At 41.6% G+C, this 16,814-nt stretch carries 12 protein-coding genes; 6 read left to right on the forward strand and 6 right to left on the reverse strand.

The window, feature by feature from the left end:
- Positions 1-21 precede the first annotated feature (21 nt).
- The 3 genes from DP114_RS20500 to DP114_RS20510 all read left to right on the forward strand — a co-directional run bounded on the left by DP114_RS20500 (position 22) and on the right by DP114_RS20510 (position 3,000).
- Positions 22-1,050 carry an ABC transporter substrate-binding protein gene (locus DP114_RS20500; protein WP_171976995.1) on the forward strand — a complete coding sequence of 343 codons (1,029 nt, stop codon included), beginning with the start codon at positions 22-24 and terminating at the stop codon, positions 1,048-1,050.
- A gap of 121 nt (positions 1,051-1,171) precedes the next feature.
- Positions 1,172-2,233 carry a FecCD family ABC transporter permease gene (locus DP114_RS20505; protein WP_171976996.1) on the forward strand — a complete coding sequence of 354 codons (1,062 nt, stop codon included), beginning with the start codon at positions 1,172-1,174 and terminating at the stop codon, positions 2,231-2,233.
- Entirely contained in the window at positions 2,230-3,000 is a 771-nt protein-coding gene (locus DP114_RS20510; RefSeq protein WP_169266482.1) for an ABC transporter ATP-binding protein, read from the forward strand. The genes DP114_RS20505 and DP114_RS20510 overlap by 4 nt, the downstream gene beginning before the upstream one ends.
- Positions 3,001-3,013: 13 nt before the next feature.
- Here the strand turns inward: DP114_RS20510 and DP114_RS20515 are convergent, their stop codons facing one another.
- The 4 genes from DP114_RS20515 to DP114_RS20530 all read right to left on the reverse strand — a co-directional run bounded on the left by DP114_RS20515 (position 3,014) and on the right by DP114_RS20530 (position 8,953).
- Positions 3,014-4,297 carry a proton extrusion protein PcxA gene (locus tag DP114_RS20515; RefSeq protein ID WP_169266483.1) on the reverse strand — a complete coding sequence of 428 codons (1,284 nt, stop codon included), beginning with the start codon at positions 4,295-4,297 and terminating at the stop codon, positions 3,014-3,016.
- Between the two features lie 108 nt (positions 4,298-4,405).
- A complete protein-coding gene (locus DP114_RS20520; RefSeq protein ID WP_169266484.1) occupies positions 4,406-5,077 on the reverse strand; it encodes a carbonic anhydrase in 672 nt (223 codons plus the stop codon).
- 373 nt (positions 5,078-5,450) lie between these two features.
- A complete protein-coding gene (locus tag DP114_RS20525) occupies positions 5,451-6,422 on the reverse strand; it encodes a sodium-dependent bicarbonate transport family permease (protein ID WP_169266485.1) in 972 nt (323 codons plus the stop codon).
- 1,091 nt (positions 6,423-7,513) lie between these two features.
- Entirely contained in the window at positions 7,514-8,953 is a 1,440-nt protein-coding gene (locus tag DP114_RS20530) for an LCP family protein (protein WP_169266486.1), read from the reverse strand.
- A 289-nt stretch (positions 8,954-9,242) separates the two neighbouring features.
- On the opposite strand from DP114_RS20530, the gene DP114_RS20535 reads away from it, so the two are divergent.
- Positions 9,243-10,307 (forward strand): mannose-1-phosphate guanylyltransferase, encoded by a 1,065-nt coding sequence (locus DP114_RS20535; protein WP_171976997.1) that lies wholly within the window; start codon positions 9,243-9,245, stop codon positions 10,305-10,307.
- Positions 10,308-10,921: 614 nt separating this feature from the next.
- Positions 10,922-12,568, forward strand: coding sequence for an ABC1 kinase family protein (locus DP114_RS20540; RefSeq protein ID WP_171976998.1), 1,647 nt, complete (start codon positions 10,922-10,924; stop codon positions 12,566-12,568).
- A 397-nt stretch (positions 12,569-12,965) separates the two neighbouring features.
- On the opposite strand, the gene DP114_RS20545 is transcribed toward DP114_RS20540, so the two are convergent.
- Positions 12,966-14,432, reverse strand: coding sequence for a carotenoid oxygenase family protein (locus DP114_RS20545; RefSeq protein ID WP_169268095.1), 1,467 nt, complete (start codon positions 14,430-14,432; stop codon positions 12,966-12,968).
- A 256-nt stretch (positions 14,433-14,688) separates the two neighbouring features.
- On the opposite strand from DP114_RS20545, the gene DP114_RS20550 reads away from it, so the two are divergent.
- Complete coding sequence (locus DP114_RS20550; protein ID WP_171976999.1) at positions 14,689-15,345, forward strand: DUF1295 domain-containing protein; 657 nt, start codon at positions 14,689-14,691, stop codon at positions 15,343-15,345.
- A 110-nt stretch (positions 15,346-15,455) separates the two neighbouring features.
- Here DP114_RS20550 and DP114_RS20555 read toward each other — a convergent pair whose 3' ends face one another.
- Entirely contained in the window at positions 15,456-16,664 is a 1,209-nt protein-coding gene (locus tag DP114_RS20555) for a 4-hydroxy-3-methylbut-2-enyl diphosphate reductase (protein WP_171977000.1), read from the reverse strand.
- Positions 16,665-16,814: the final 150 nt, after the last annotated feature.

The raw sequence follows: 16,814 nt of genomic DNA on the forward strand, positions 1-16,814 counted from the left end.
GCATTCAAATGAGAGTTGTGTGTGAGTAAATTACGTCACTATGTTTGGATACTTAAACCCTTTGTTGGAGTCTTGGCAGTGCTTCTGCTGGGACTGGTTTCAGGATGTGAGGGAAATGTTGTTAAATCAACTAATACTGTTTCTGAAGCAGCAAAATACACTTCCACCACACTTAATAATTGTGACCTGACGATTACCTACAAGCAACCACCACAACGCGCTGTCACGATGATGCAATCTGCAACAGAGGTGATGCTGGCGCTGGGTTTAGAAAAGCACATGGTTGGTACAGCCTACCTGGATAATCCGATTTTGCCAGAGTATCAACAGGCATATTCCCAAATTCGCGTTTTAGCGCCGAAGTACCCATCGCGGGAAGTTTTCTTGGGGGTTGAACCAGATTTTGTGTTCTCCACTGAGGAAAGTGCTTTTGCCAAAGAAGCACTTGGATCACGAGAAGAGTTGCTCAAATTAGGGATTTCTTCTTATTTGTTACCAATTGAATGCGATCGCCCAGAACTCAGACCTGAGGGCGTCACGATGGAAAATTTATATCAGGAAATACGGGATATTGGGCGTATTTTTGGAGCAGAAGAACGAGCCGAAAAGTTAATTGCTCAACTGCAAGCACAACTGCAAGAAACTCAACAAAAGCTAGGCAAAGTCACAACCAAGAAGCGCATTTTTTGGTACGATTCTGAAAACCCTCCCCTAACCGTTTCTAACTGGGGAATGCCGAATCATATTATTGAATTAGCCGGTGGAGAAAATATCTTCAAAGATATCCAGAAAAAAGAAGCATGGGTGACAGTTAATTGGGAAGATGTGATTGCGCGTCAACCCGATGTGATTGTTCTCATTGATGCTAGCTGGTCACCTGCTGACGAGAAGCGACGATTACTTAAATCTAACCCTGCTTACTCGCAGATGAAAGCTGTGCAACAGGATAAATTCATTGTTGTGGGTTTTAGTTACACGATGCCAGGAATTAGGAATATTGCAGGGGTGAGACAATTAGCAGAGGCTTTGTACCCAGAGAAGTTTAAGTGATGAGGGAGATGAGGAAACATCGCTTTGGAGACAAGAGAAAATTTTCTTTATTAAATCAAAAGAATTCCATTCATGGGGATATTCTGCGTTCTGCGTTCTGTGTTCTGTGTTCTTCTTAATCATGATTAATCCAGTACCAAAGCACCTGAGAAAAAACAAGCAGCAACGCTACAAGCTGCTAATGGTGGCTTTGGCGGTGATATTATTGATTTCTATGACTTTGGCGGTGATGATTGGACCTGTACCAATTCCCCCTTTGAGGGTATGGCAGATAGCCTTATCTCAAGTTTTTCCAAATGTTACAGGAGACTGGACGCAAGCACAAGTTCAGATTGTCTGGCTCATTCGCTTCCCGCGTGTGCTGTTGGCTTTTTTTGTGGGCGCTGGGCTATCAGTGGTTGGTGTTACCATGCAAGCATTGGTGCGAAACCCCTTAGCTGATCCTTTTATTCTCGGTGTCTCCTCTGGCGCATCGGTGGGTGCTGTTTTAGTCATCGTGTTCGGTGTTTTCTCATTTTTTGGCGTGTATGCAATCTCCGTTGGGGCTTTCCTCGGTGCGCTATTAGCATTCGTTGTTGTTTTCTTCTTAGCACGACGACAAGGACGCCTCCGTTCCACACGCTTAATCTTAGTTGGTGTAGCAGTATCGTATCTGTTTGAGGCGATAACGAGTTTCTTGGCTATCAAAGCCGGAAGTGGGGAAGCTACACGACGAGTGTTGTTCTGGTTGTTGGGGGGACTTTCAGGAACAAAGTGGACAGACCTGATTTTACCAGTGCTGGCTTTGTTAGTTGGGCTGGGATACTTGTTGGTTCAAACGCGATCGCTCAATGCACTCCTCATCGGTGAAGAAACAGCCCGCACTCTAGGAACCGACACCGACAGTTTCCGCAAGCAGTTATTCCTAGTAATATCACTGCTAACAGGTGTCATAGTTGCCGTCAGTGGTGTGATTGGCTTCGTCGGGCTGATGATTCCCCACAGTGTCCGCTTCCTCGTCGGCTCAGATCATCAGCGCGTTTTACCTGTAAGCCTGCTCCTGGGTGGAATTTTCCTGATTTGGGCAGATGTATTAGCACGGACTTTGGTTGCTCCAGAGGAACTTCCCATCGGCATTATCACTGCACTGTTCGGCGCTCCTTTTTTCATCTGGTTGATGCAAGGTAAAGAAGGTGGACGATGAAGTTAGAAGTGAAACAGATATCCTGGAGTATTGAGGGAAAGCAGATTTTACGTGATATTAATTTGGAGGTAGCATCAGGTGAGTTTGTTGGACTAATTGGTCCTAATGGTAGTGGCAAGTCAACTTTACTCAGATGTATTTACCGTGTCCTCAAACCAGATACTGGAGTTATTACCCTTAATGGTAAGAATATCTGGCATCTGAGTGCTCGTGAAATGGCACAAGCTACCGCAGTTGTTTTGCAGGAAACACCCACTGAGTTTGACTTTACTGTTGAGGAGATGGTATGGATGGGGCGTACACCGCATCTTGGGATATTTGACCGACAGACAGAACAAGATCACAGCATCGTTCTGAGTGCTCTTGAGCAGGTGGGGCTTTCTACCTTTGCCGAAAGAAGTTTTGCTTCCCTTTCTGGTGGGGAGAAGCAGCGGGTTTTGATTGCACGGGCGATCGCCCAGCAAGCCCGTTTCCTCGTTCTTGATGAGCCAACAAATCATCTCGATATTCGCTACCAGTTGGAACTCTTGGAACTGGTAAAGGGATTAGGTGTGACTACCATTGCTGCTTTGCATGATTTGAACCTTGCTGCTACGTACTGCGATAGCATCTACGTGCTCAAGGAAGGAACCATCGTCGCAGCAGGGAACCCCCAAGCCCTGCTACAACCAAAGCTCATCCGGGAGGTGTTTGGGGTAGGATCTGTTGTTGCGCTGGACTCGCGCACAGATAAATTACGCATCACCTTCTTTCTGGAAGACACTTAAGACAGATATGACATTACTCGTTCATTTCTTTCATTGTCGCCAAGGCTGAAGGAGACAATTTACTCAGATAGCGGAAGATCCAGTATTTAAATATAGTGTCCAAAATCACAGGGAAAGTAGCAATAAAAAGAGATATTGCGCTTTTTTGTGCTGGAAGCCCCAAATGTTCCGCAAATCCTTCAAGAATCACCTCCCAACCATGTGGTGAGTGAAATCCGACAAATATATCTGTGAATAAAATAATCAAGAAAGCCTTAGCACTGTCACTCAAACCATAAATAACATCATCCATGAAAGATTTCACAATTGCAATTTCTCTTTTGCTTGTAACAATTACGAACGCAAAAGCTACAAGTGACAGCAAATCAGCAAAAACATTACTAATAGCGCTACTGCCTTTCTCTTTAAATTCTTCGGCAATTTCATGGACTTTATTTTTTACTTTTTCCTCTACAGCTTCTGAAGAAAGTGGCGGTGCTTTACTAATTAGGCTCTGAAACTTTAATTTTTCTTCAAAAGTTTTTAACTCTGTCAGAGCTTCTTCTTCCATTTCATAGTTGAGGAAAATGTGATTTAGATTTTCACCTCTTATCCGCTCTACAATTGGACTAAATAAGAATTGTTTAGAGAGATATTGAGTTAATAGCGGCACAATAACTAGAATTACCAAAAATCTGACCGCACTTCTTGTTCTCTTTCTAGAACTTTGGAAATTTCTAATATATTGTTGTTCTGCTTCCGGCGACAAATCTGCTTTAATTCTATTTAATGTTCTTCCAATTGACCTAGGAAATATACCTGTTTTATTAAAAAGAGGGTCACCTTTTATATTGTTTACACCAGATGAATTTGACTGGTTGTTAACTTCGTCACGGTTAAGTTGTAATGGTTGAGAGATTGGTGTTATCCCGTCCTGATTCAATTCTTGTTCTAAATTATATTTGAGGCTCACCTCATCAATAAAACTTAGTTTCTCTAAAAAAGCAGAACTTGACATATTCAACACAGAAGAACTTAAACGGAACTCCGCTAATTTTGCCTTGATAATCATTAAGTTCTTGTTAAGAGAAACCTGCCAATAAGCTCTGACACTCTCAGTGTATTTACTTGAGTTAGGAATAATTTTGTTACCCTCAAACTGCTCTATCTCAATATTTCTAATTCTTTGAGCAGCCTCGTAAGCTTCTAATAGTGCTCTTTCTGGTGTACTCAGGAATCGTTTGTTACCAGCCTGTAAGTATTGTTGAATTTTTTGTCCGATGGATCCTGGATGATTGTTGAAAAACGAAATTTTCATGTTACATTCATTTTAACTAACTATTATTATTTTATTTAATTTAAAAATCAATAATGGCTAATAAAATATAATTTTTACTTATGATTTATTAGCCATTAGATGGGTATCTTATTCTGAGTGTACACCGATAAGAGAGTTTGGTACAGCGAATGAGCGATTGAGAAGTTCAAATTGTTTTTTGCTAACATCATAAGCAAAGACTTCGCCACTCTCAATTTCATAGATCCAAGCGTGAAGAGTGATTTGACCACTGTGAAGTTTAGAGCAAATTATCGGGTAAGTTTTTAGATTGTCTATCTGTATTAAGACGTTCTGTTCTATTGCAATTTTTAATAGTTTATCGCTGGGACAATGCTTGTAGTTATCTAAGACAAGACGACGGGTAGGCTCAGCATAGTGCTTCAACCAATCGTATACTAGTGGCATTTGCTGAGCAAGATTACCTATTTGTAACAGTCCTTTCATCGCTCCGCAGTGGGAATGACCGCAAATAATAATATCTTTAATATTTAATGCTTGCACAGCATATTCTACACCAGCACCTTCAGCATTATTAAGTGATCCATAAGGTGGAATAATATTACCAATATTACGAATAACAAATAAGTCCCCTGGCTGGGTTTGAGTGATTAAATTAGGGTCAATACGAGAGTCAGAACAAGTGATAAGTAAAACTTCAGGAGTTTGACCATGAGATAATTGCTGGAAAAGATCTCGATGACTGACAAAATAGTTGTCATGAAACTCATTTAAACCACTGATTAAGTGTTTGATGGACACAACCTCGTTCCTCCTATGGAAAGAAATCTTTCTTTTTAAACTTCATACTTTGTAACCTCTTTTTTGGAAAAAAACTGTCATTTTTTTGATATTTTTAAATTTAGAGACTTTTTTGAAGTTTGCAAGAAAAAACTTAGAAAAGTCAAAAGCAAATAGTTCAAAATTCAAATAAATTCTGAATTTTGAACTTTGTAAAGTTCGTGCCCGTAGGGCATATTTTGAATTTGTTCGCGCAGCGTGCCGCAGGCAGCGCAGCGAGGATCAAGCAGTCTTGCAATCAAGAGTCTAAAACCTATAGGTGGGCTTTTCTGTTCCCACCCAAGGGTTTAGTGTATTGGTAATAATTTCCAGTTTCTTGACTGTTTCGACTCTGCTAGATTCCTATAGCTTTTATGATATTCATATATAGAGGAATTCCTACAATAATGTTGAACGGAAAGGTGAGTGCTAAAGCCATAGAAATATACAAGCTGGGATTAGCTTCAGGAACTGTCATTCTCATAGCTGCTGGAACAGCTATGTAAGAAGCGCTAGCACAAAGAACAGCAAATAAAAGAGCATTCCCTTGTGGTATGCCAATGAGTTTAGCAATGATTATCCCCAAAATTGCGTTGGTAACAGGCATAAAGACAGAAAAAATAATTAAAAAAGAACCTGTTTTTCTTATATCTAGTATTCTTCTAGCAGCTACCATTCCCATATCTAGTAGAAAAAATGCTAGAACTCCGTAGAATATGCTCTGAGTAAATGGTTGTAGCTTTTCCCATCCTTTCTGTCCTGTTAAAATGCCAACAATAAGGCTTGCAACTAAGAGAAATACAGAACCATTTAGAAAAGCCTCTCGCAAAACTTCACTCCAAGAAAATTCACCCCCTTCTTTCTTTTGACCAAATGCTCTTACTAAAACAATACCCACAATAATTGCTGGAGATTCCATCAGTGCCAAAGCAGCTACCATGTATCCATCAGAGGTAATATCAAGCACTTTTAGAAAGGACTGTGCAGTAATAAAAGTGACAGCACTGATAGATCCATAAGTTGCAGCAATAGCTCCAGCATTATACGCATCAAGTTTTGTTTTTAAAATAAAAAAGGAGTAGATAGGAACCGCACAAGCCATGATGATAGCTGCTATCAATGTCAACGCTACTTGTGGATTAATTCCGCTCTCATCAAGTTCATATCCTCCCTTAAACCCAATTGCAAGTAGTAAGTAAAGAGAAAATAGTTTTGGTAAAGGTTGCGGAATTTCTAAATCCGATTTCAGAAAAATTGCCAGCATTCCTACAAAGAAAAAGAGCACTGGCGGATTCAATATGTTCGATAAGATAAGGCTGGAATTCATTTCTTCTAACCCTGATTTTTTAGAACAGAAGTGGGAATGACTATAGCGATCAGACAATTTTAGGACTTACGCATTGACGTAAAGCAGCCAAAGGCTCGCTAGCCCCGGAGGGGGCGCTGCGCAAACGCTAACGCCGGGGGAAGTTTCACCCGGCAGACTTTACAAAAATCGATTTTGTGCGTCAGACTTATTTGCTGCCATTCCTTCTTTAATTAGGTGCAAGCAAAATCAACTTATGCACCAGTAGATAGAGGAACATTCTTGCGAAATCTGACTATTGCAGAACCGCACCGAAGTTGGCACTCTTTGCATGATGCACACAAAAATTTATTTGTCAAGTGCCTAAGTCCTAAATTTAAGTCAGTTAGCGTTCACAAATCAAGCTATCTAACAAAATGTCAAATCAGCAAACAGCTTAGAAATGAGTCATTCCGCAGTTTTGACAAAACTCAACATATATTAGTTTTCTCGTGCCGACTTATTTACTTAAGTTACTGTTACCAATAATCAAGTCTTCACTGAATATATTTCAAGGCTATGAAAATGGTATGAACATTGTGTGTCAATGTTATGACATTAACTTTTATCAAGGCAGCGCTCTATCCTACAATGCTTAATAAATAAAGATAAAATAACTTTTATATATTGTTAACAAGTATGAAAAACTTCTAATTATTTTGACTTTATATTTGCCAGATGTAAGGATGTCATTAAAAAATAGTAATATATAATACAATACGGCAAAATTAAGACAAATGTTCAGTTAGCGCAGATAGATTTCACTTCGTTTCAACCCCAAAGCTGGCATGAGGAGAACGCTAAATCCTACAGTAGCTTTCAAATCTAAAAAGTCTTAATGTTTACTTTATAAGTCAGATCGAATATCAAACTCGCCTAATTATTTACAATAAAATGACCCCATCAGTTAACCATAAGCTGGACTAGCGTAAAGCAGCACCCATAACCACGCAAGAATCCAAATCACAATTAATCCCAATATACGAAGTAGGATTTGTTTGATCATGTTGTGCTTTGTCCTTTGTCAAAAATCATTTGTCCCCAACAAAGGACAAATGACTTATGATTAATAACTACTTCCAATCCTTCCAATCCTTACCAATCCGGATTGTGATATCAGATTCTAGATCGCCCGTCGCGGACACCTCAACCTGACCGAAACGTAAGATTTTTTGTAATTGTTCTCCTGCTTCTCGGTTGCCTTTTTGGACAATAATCTTAGTTTCGCTTCGGTTATCAGACCAATCTGGTATAGCGTAAACTTTCGTAAATCCTTGCTGTTTGAGATTATTAATAACTTTTTGAGTTAGTTGAGGTTTTCTAGAAGCATTCTGAATGGCAATTTTCAGGCTAGCGAGCGGTTTGACACTTGAGGACACACCCCCTATTGTCACCCCAGCGTAATCTTGTAGCAAGTCAACTCGCCCAGTCAGATCCAACCAATAGCTACTAGGATCTTGGCTCAGACGGCTGAAAATTCCAGGTAATATGGTCATCTGGTAATTATCTCGCTCTATGTTCAAAGTAAAGTTCACTATTGCCATCATTTCTTCCAGCTTGAGGTTAGTGTCGAAGTGCCTTCCCATAACACGGATAATCTGAGGCAATTTGGGTAAAACAGTAGGGCTGTTTAGGCGATCGCGCAATCCCACCAAAAGTGCTTGCTGTCGCTGTACTCTTTCCAAATCGCCCATTCCTGGTTCGCGAAATCGTACAAACTGTTCTGCTTGTTCACCATTGAGTGTTTGCCAGCCGTTGACTAAGTTAATCGAAAATCGTGTTCCAGGATCTTTGTTAACCATTGGTTTAGGAACAAAAACCTCTACTCCACCCAACTGATCCACTAGCCGTCGTAACCCACTCGTAGAAATACGAATATAGCGATCAATAGGTGCATTACTGAGAGTACGACTGACAACCCGTGCGGCTAAAACTTTACCTCCTTGAGCGTTGGCTTGAGATACCTTAGTTAATCCTTTTTCTGGAATAGCTGTCATGGTATCTTTGGGGATAGAAAGTACCCGGATTGTTTTGTTGCTTGGGTTGAATCGTATCAGTAGTATCGTATCGCTATGACCTGCAAAACTTTCGGGAGTTCCATCTACACTGCCAGGTACTGGCTCAATACCCATGACCAAGATATTCATTGGTCGAGTGAGCTTGTATTGTGAAATGTTACTCCACAACTCTGTTGGTAGAGGTACTTTTTGGTCTTTCCCACCCAATCCGACTTCTTCATCTGTTCGATCAATGTCACTCCACAGTGGAGTCCAAAGTGCCAAACTCGATACCAGCAAACCCGACAAGGTCATTCCTACAACAATTGTCAGTACCCAAAAAAGCCATCGAGGCATGGCTAACCCCAGCCGATGATACAGCTGACTGGGAACAGAACCCGAAGATACGAATTTACGAGAAATACTTTTTTGGTTTGTGAGTGTTACCCCATTTGAGGATTGTTGTAATTTATTTGAGCTGCTCTGGTGTTTTTGACTTGCTACTTGCTTGACCACAATACTTTCCCCACTCATCCACTCCCTAAACGTAATATTAATGCAACTTATAAATCTTGCCGGTGAACTACCTTACTCGAAGTTTGAGTAAGAGTGTAAATTTATCATCTAACCTCATCCTAACTATCCTACGGTAAGTCCCCTAGAGTCGCTCTATACCTTTATCATTCGCTTTTTATGGTGTCTATTTGTGTCATTTCCTCTGACTTGATCCAAGTATATTTATACTTCATTACTTTTATTTGTCACAGTACACTTGTAGTATTCTTTAGTAAGTTACTCTGACCCAATGACTAGAACTTTGTTCCCTGTAATCCTTGCGGGTGGTAAAGGAGAGCGCTTTTGGCCCTTGAGTCGTCAAAATCGACCCAAGCAATTTTTGAATCTTGATGGTACTGACAGAAGTCTCCTACAAGCAACTGCTGACCGACTATTGACACTTGCAAGCGGTTGGGATAACCTGTGGGTTATTACCTCAGCTCAGATAGCTCAAGGAGTTAGAGAACAACTACCTGAGTTGCCATCAGATAACCTACTTGTTGAGTTGCAGGGAAGGGACACCGCTGCTGCGGTTGCCTGGACAAGTTTGGAAATTCAAAAGCGTTATGGAGACGACGCTATTATCGGTTTTTTCCCCGCTGACCATTGGATAGCCGACCAAGAAGCATTTGTATGTACAATAAATGCAGCAATAGAGCTTGCGGCTACCCAGGCAGCGATTGTCACACTGGGGATTAAGCCTGCCTTTCCATCAACTGGTTACGGCTATATTGAACAAGGGGAAAAGATTGGCAGTTTTAATGAGTTGCCAGCCTATCACGTCAACCGTTTTACTGAAAAGCCAGACCGTCAAACGGCTGAAAACTTTCTATCTACAGGACGTTTTAGCTGGAATAGCGGCATGTTTGTTTTTCGAGCAGGTGTTGTTCTCAAGGAACTGCACAAACACGCTCCAGAAATTATCGAACCGATAGAAAAGTTCGGTCCTGATATCTATCAAGATCTCCCTAAGAAAAGTATAGACTATGCCTTGATGGAAAAGACAGATATTGCTTATGTCTTACCCGCAGAATTTGGCTGGGATGATTTGGGAGATTGGAATGCGATCGAGCGTTTACTGAAAAAAGAAGGCATCCCCAATGTTGAATTTGCGACTCATGTCGGACTGGACACACAGGGATCTATACTCTATTCCACAAATGAGGAGGATGTCATTGTTACAATTGGGTTAGAAGATGTGGTGATTGTGCGCGATCGCAACGTTACCCTAATTGTCAAAAAAGACCGTACCCAAGAAATTAAGCAAGTCCTCAAAACCTTACAAAGTGAGCCGCGATTTTCTAACTTGCTTTAAAACTTAAAACTCTTGGCAGAGGCACGCTAGGTGTATCAACCAGTATAACTTTTCTGTCTGTTATTTCATTTGAACAATTATGGAAATCAGTAGTTGTGAACCTCTAGCCAAGAACTTGGCAATAAACTGCATTATTGCCTATCAAAAGCCTATTTCTGTGTCCAAAAAAATTTTTATTTCCCCATCGTTTCATCAACGATGGGGATTCATCCTTAAAATCACTTGACATTCCCACATCCCGGAGGATTAGGATTCTTGGACTCAGATTGCCCTTTTCAGTTGCCCTACTTGAGGTCTAACTTTCTGATGTGCCTAGTCTTACAACTAGCTTCTCAAGCGTTCGTTTCCGTGTGCCCCACGGTACTGAATAAGATGATATCACAGCACATCTTGGGGCGGCAGATTTCTATACACCTCTTTGAAGGGATGAACTTTCTCTACAATATTTTGTAAAATTACCTTTACAAATATTAAAGGATTGCGCTACACCAGGCAAAATCCCCAAAACTAACAGTAATATCAACGGCTTGGTGGTCATCATCATGTCCTGCGGCTGACTTCTCCAACTCGTCTATTCCTCTTTCTGTTGCATCCTTCCGCTTTTTTATAAAACCATGTTCCTCACCCAAACTGTTCCTCGTCAAAGAGAAATCATTGAAGTCCTGCTTCGTAATGGTTGGGACTATATGCGACGAGTCCTCACTGGAGGAAAAGCTGATGAACCCCAACTACCCACACCTGCTGTTTTAAAAAACATTCTAGTAGACTTAGGACCAGTCTACATCAAGCTCGGTCAGTTAATGTCTACCCGTCCAGACTTGCTGAGCGCAGGATATATTGAGGAATTATCAACACTTCAAGATGAAGTACCAGCAGTTCCTTGGGCAGATGTAGAAGTCCTCATTCGCAAACAACTCAAACGTCCTTTAGAAGAAACCTTCAGCACAATAAATGCTATCCCAGTAGCAGCAGGCTCAATTGCCCAGACACATAAAGCTACACTTGTAGATGGGCGCGAAGTGGCTCTTAAGGTACAACGTCCAGGAATTGATCTGACTGTTCCTCAAGATATCGCCTTAATTCAAGGTATAGCCGATTTAGTAGCTCGTACCGAATTTGGGCAAAATTACGAAATCAAAGCGATTGCTGAAGAATTTACCAAAGCCCTAGAAGATGAATTAGATTTTACACGGGAAGCAAGCTTCACCGACCAGTTACGACGCAATTTATCCCAGAGTCGCTGGTTTGATCCCACACAATTAGTTGTTGCCGAAATTTTCTGGGATTTGACGACACCAAAATTACTCGTGATGGAGTGGCTCAACGGAGGTCCTCTGTTACAGGCAGATCTTGAGAATGACAACAATGGCAAAGATCCAGCCGAAAAACGTAAAGAAATTACTACATTACTATTCCGAGCTTTCTTCCAGCAACTATATATTGATGGCTTTTTCCACGCTGATCCCCATCCTGGTAACTTATTTTATCTAAAAGATGGTCGCGTTGCCCTGTTGGACTGTGGCATGGTGGGACGGCTTGATCCCCGTACACAAGGCATATTGGTAGAAATGTTGTTGGCAATTGTAGATCTAGATGCTCAGCGGTGTGCTCAGTTAACTTTGCAGCTGGCAGAGTCTACACAGCCAGTGATTCTGGTTAAACTGGAAAATGATTATGACCGGATGCTGCGAAAGTATTACAACTTGAGCGTATCGCAAATTAATTTCAGTCAAATCATCTACGAACTTTTGCAAGTCGCTCGTAACAACAAAATTCGCTTGCCCAGTAACATGGGTTTATATGCCAAAACCCTGGCTAACTTAGAGGGAGTGGCACGGGGATTTAACCCAGAGTTGAACTTTCTCGATGAAATTCAGCCATTGCTGACAGATGTGTTTCGCCAACAGTTGCTTGGTGAGAATCCCGTGCGATCGCTCCTTAGAACAGCTTTGGATGTCAAAAGTCTCTCTTTACAATCTCCTCGACTCCTAGAGTTTCTGCTAGAGCGAATTACCTCGGAAACATTACAGTGGAATATCTCACTGCGTGGTTTAGATAGCTTACGCCGAACCGCAGATGATGCTGCAAATCGTCTTTCTTTTAGCATCTTAGTGGGTTCACTGATTATGGGTGCAGCAATTATCTCTAGCAACGCACAGACATCTCAGTTGTTGTTTTTGAGCAATGTGTTGTTTGCTACTGCTAGCTTCTTAGGGCTGTGGTTAATTATTAGTATTTTGCGCTCAGGACGGCTACGTTAACAAGAAGTCAGAAGTCAGAATGGACTTCTGATATCATGTCCGGATAAACACTTATAAAAACGAGGAACCTCACCCGCCTCCCTTCCCTCACGCCAGGTGCTACAACGGGGCGGCAGCTTTTCGGGGGAAACTTCCCCCGAAAACGTGCCTTGGGAACCCCAACGCCCTTCGGGTTCGCCAGTCGCCTAGGTCGGGAGACCCCTTCGGGTTCGCCAGATGCCTGCGGAGGGAGACCCTCCCGCAGCACTGGTCTCACCTCCTGCAGCGCTGGTCTCACCAGATGCCTGCGACGGGAAACCCGTCTATGTCCTGCGGACACGCTACGCTATCAGCACTGGCTCCGCAACGCACTGGCTCTCCTTAATAAGGAGAGGGAAGGGGTGAGGTCAAGCAGGAATTATAAGTAATCATGAGCAGGTTTCCAAGTACCGTGGAAACTGTGGGGGATGACGCCGGGTAATGCCAATCTGCACACAGGTGAATCATCTAACCTATCTGCATCGTAAACCCAAACTTCACTCTTATCAGAATTGCCATCATACACAACTGTGATGATCCATGCTTGCTCAGGATTTTGGGGATTTTGAGCATAAATGGGTTCACTTGGATAGCGGTTTTCGCCACAGTCGGCAATTGTGAGGATGTCGGTTTTGTGATCGAAACGGGCGATCGCCCCAAATATTTCTTTGCTCGCACAAGCTCCTTGGCGATGTACGACGAGATAAGTTTGGTTAGTATATTGTCCCGTCTCTTGCGGTGGTACAACTGGAAATTCACAGTGGCGATCTATAATTTCCTCAATTCCCTTGACTTTAGCTGTACTCGGTTCAATATGTATTCGCCACAAAGTACTTACAGCAGAAGTGTGAGTCTCACCTGTTGCGACTTGCCTTAGATACTCGTTGGTTTGAAAGTCTTCATAACGCACCACATCGACAACTATCAATCCACTATCATCCACATACCCATTACCAAAGTGCCATTGAAACCAAGGTTCAGTTTCACCACGACTCACCAGAGACAGTGTTTCACAATCAAACACCAGAACCTGAGTACCCAGTTGCGGCTTCCATTCAAAAGAATTACTATAGCAGCTAAATCCAGTTAACACGGGTAGGATATTTAACCGCAACGGAGGAACGAAAAAGACTAGATATTGCCCAGCTAGGACAAAATCATGTATCAACGCTAAACCATCAAGTTCAAGCGATGTTTTTTGCTGAATTTTACCCGTCAAATCGCTCTTATATATATTCAGTATCCCATTTAATCCTACGGAGACACCAAAGTTAAAAATTGAGCCAGATTTTTGGTCAATTTTAGGATGGGCAGAATAAGGCAATCCATTCTTCAATGCTCCTAAATCATCTTTGCCCAAAGTGTTGAGCATTTGCAAGTCGAGCGCATGAGGATTGTCCCCTTCCCACAGTGCAAGTAATTTATCTGGTAATGCCAGCACAGAAGTATTGGCAGAATTCTTAACTGGTTTCAACCATCTGTTCCAAAATGCCCCTGGTGCAGTCATTCCATAATTGCCGTAAAGCAGTTGCCCTGCTGCTGCTTCTTCTTTATAACCATCAGTTTGCACGTAGCGGTAAACTGCTGTTGCACCCTGCTTTTCCCCCTCTTCATAAGGAGAGTTGAAATGTACGGCAAGAATCGCGCCATCGCCATCAAACCAATGTCCCATCCTCATACCGCCGCGTTCTAACCTTGCCGGACCATTGCGGTAGAGTGTGCCGTGTAAGCCTTCAGGTATTGTGCCAGAAAGGATTTGCAGTTGGGTTAGGGAGAATTCTTTTGCGGGTTCGGCAAGAGCTTGTGCCCAGGCTTTTTTTGTTGACTTTTTGTTGATTGTCTGCATTAGCGCTTGGAAATGTATCAATGAAACAACTAGATTCTTTTAGATTGTCGTTAGAATCTTGTTACAATTCCTCTGCCAGAAGGTGCACAGAACATTTACAGCTTTATTAACTTAAGCCTATGCTGCTCAACAAAAACACTACCGACAGTTAGGATGAGGAAATCGTATAATTAAATAGTAGTAACTCCAATCTTTACTCAGAAAACACGAATGTGCTTTTAATAATAACCCTATCAGAAAAATAGGAATCGTAATTATGAAAATTAAGCACGCTATCAATTTACATAAAGCACTCACTTTTTGGGTAATTTTGGGACTAATGATTTTGTACCAAAATTTCTCCCTTGGACCTTGGGTTTACCTGGCACTTCACAGCACTTATGGTTATTTGTGGCTGATCAAAGATCGCCTATACCCAGATAAGCAATGGGAGCAAGACATTTCCATTGCTGGTGGTGTTTTCGGCTTTGGGTTAGTGAGCTTGTACTGGATAGCTCCATTTATTCTTATTAGTAGTGGGACTATACCATCACTTCCATTAGTAGCAACTGCTATTTCCTTGAACATCTTGGGTATATTTCTACACTATGTTAGCGATGCCCAAAAGTACTACACCCTCAAGTACAAAGAAGGACTCATTACAGAAGGGTTATTTGAGCGTTGTCGTAACACCAATTACTTGGGAGAGATACTTATCTATAGCTCCTTTGCTTTGCTAACTCAACACTGGCTTCCATTCTTAATTCTTGGCGGTTTTATCAGCATGGTATTTATTCCAAACATGCTTAAAAAAGACCAGTCTCTTTCTCGCTATCCTGAATTTGCTGACTACAAGCGCCACTCTGGACTTTTGTTTCCACTACTGTTTGTTCCAAAAACAACTAATTCAGAAAAGGTAACACCGGCTGCTTAGCCCGCATTTCTTACAAGCTTATGCGATACGGCTTCAGCCGTTAAGCCTCCGGCTTATGGCTATTTCTTACCCTCCCCGCAAGCGAGGAGGGATTACAGGTGAGATTCTTCTTAAACCACCACCGCAGTCGCCTTCAATTCCACAATCTTCTCAATCACATCTTCCACAACTATATCCGGTGTAGAAGCACCAGAGGTAATTCCGACAACTATTTCTCCATCTGGTAACCAGCTTTCTGTAATTTTCAAATCTCCATTTAATTCCCGATGCTCAATGCGATTTCCAGATAGAATTCGCGTTTCTCTATCAATGTGATAAGAAGGAATTCCTCGCTCTAGTGCAATCTGTTGCAACTGTGTTGTATTTGATGAATTAAACCCACCAATGACTATCATCAAATCTAGATTTTGTTCCACTAAATCCAACATAGCATCTTGGCGTTCTTGGGTGGCGTCACAAATGGTGTTGAAGCTTTGGAAATGCTGATTTAACTCAGTGGGACCATACTTTGTCATCATCGTCCGCTCAAAGAGTTTCCCCATTTGCTCGGTTTCACTTTTGAGCATTGTGGTTTGGTTAGCGATACCAACCCGTTCCAAATCTTTATCGGGATCAAATCCAGGTGAGCAAGCTTTGCTAAATTTTGCCAAGAATTCTTCCCGATTTCCACCATTCAAAATGTAGTTAACAACGTATTCTGCTTGCTGCATATTCAGCACAATCAGATATTTCCCGGCAAAGGAACTTGTTGCAACAGTTTCTTCGTGTTTATATTTACCGTGAATAATTGATGTGTAATCTATTTTCTTGTGCTTTTCAACAGCATTCCAAACTTTGGAAACCCAAGGGCAAGTTGTATCAACAATTTTGCAACTTTTCTCGTTAAGCAACTGCATTTCTTGCACACTTGCCCCGAAAGCAGGTAAAATAACGACATCCCCAGAATTTACGACAAAAAAGTCTTTTTTACCTCCTTCTACGGGGATAAATTCTACTTTCATTTCCAGCATCCGCTGATTCACAGAAGGGTTGTGAATAATCTCATTCGTAATCCAAATGCGTTCAGTGGGAAAATGTTTGCGGGTTTCATAAGCCATCGCTACAGCACGTTCTACACCCCAACAAAAGCCAAAGGCTTGTGCTAAATGGATGGTGACGTTTCCCCTTTGTAGAGTATAGTTTTTATTGCGAATTTCTTGAATTAAACTGCTTTGATACTCAGACTGCAACTGAGTAGCGATTTCTGCTTGGTGACCAAACCCTTTACGATGGTAATTTTCTGATTGTTGGAGCGAACGTTTAAAAGCTTTGGTATCCATTGTTTTTTCTGTTTCATTTTAAAGTTACCATTTTTTATTTTCTCGCGCAAAGAGGCAAAGACGCCAAGAGTCTGTTTGTGCTTTTGGGTAAGATTATTTTTTGTGTAGTCGTAATTTTATTTGACTATATACTTATAAAGTAGAATAGCA

Origin of the sequence: Brasilonema sennae CENA114 (assembly GCF_006968745.1) — a bacterium.
GTDB classification, from domain to species: Bacteria; Cyanobacteriota; Cyanobacteriia; order Cyanobacteriales; family Nostocaceae; genus Brasilonema; species Brasilonema sennae.

What these genes read in the sequence shown, in the direction of transcription:
- DP114_RS20505 (WP_171976996.1), top strand. Translation starts at nt 1,172, where the DNA reads ATGATTAATCCAGTACCAAAGCACCTGAGAAAAAACAAGCAGCAACGC.
- DP114_RS20510 (WP_169266482.1), top strand. Translation starts at nt 2,230, where the DNA reads ATGAAGTTAGAAGTGAAACAGATATCCTGGAGTATTGAGGGAAAGCAG.
- DP114_RS20515 (WP_169266483.1), bottom strand. Translation starts at nt 4,297, where the DNA reads ATGAAAATTTCGTTTTTCAACAATCATCCAGGATCCATCGGACAAAAA.
- DP114_RS20525 (WP_169266485.1), bottom strand. Translation starts at nt 6,422, where the DNA reads ATGAATTCCAGCCTTATCTTATCGAACATATTGAATCCGCCAGTGCTC.
- DP114_RS20535 (WP_171976997.1), top strand. Translation starts at nt 9,243, where the DNA reads ATGACTAGAACTTTGTTCCCTGTAATCCTTGCGGGTGGTAAAGGAGAG.
- DP114_RS20540 (WP_171976998.1), top strand. Translation starts at nt 10,922, where the DNA reads ATGTTCCTCACCCAAACTGTTCCTCGTCAAAGAGAAATCATTGAAGTC.
- DP114_RS20545 (WP_169268095.1), bottom strand. Translation starts at nt 14,432, where the DNA reads ATGCAGACAATCAACAAAAAGTCAACAAAAAAAGCCTGGGCACAAGCT.
- DP114_RS20550 (WP_171976999.1), top strand. Translation starts at nt 14,689, where the DNA reads ATGAAAATTAAGCACGCTATCAATTTACATAAAGCACTCACTTTTTGG.
- DP114_RS20555 (WP_171977000.1), bottom strand. Translation starts at nt 16,664, where the DNA reads ATGGATACCAAAGCTTTTAAACGTTCGCTCCAACAATCAGAAAATTAC.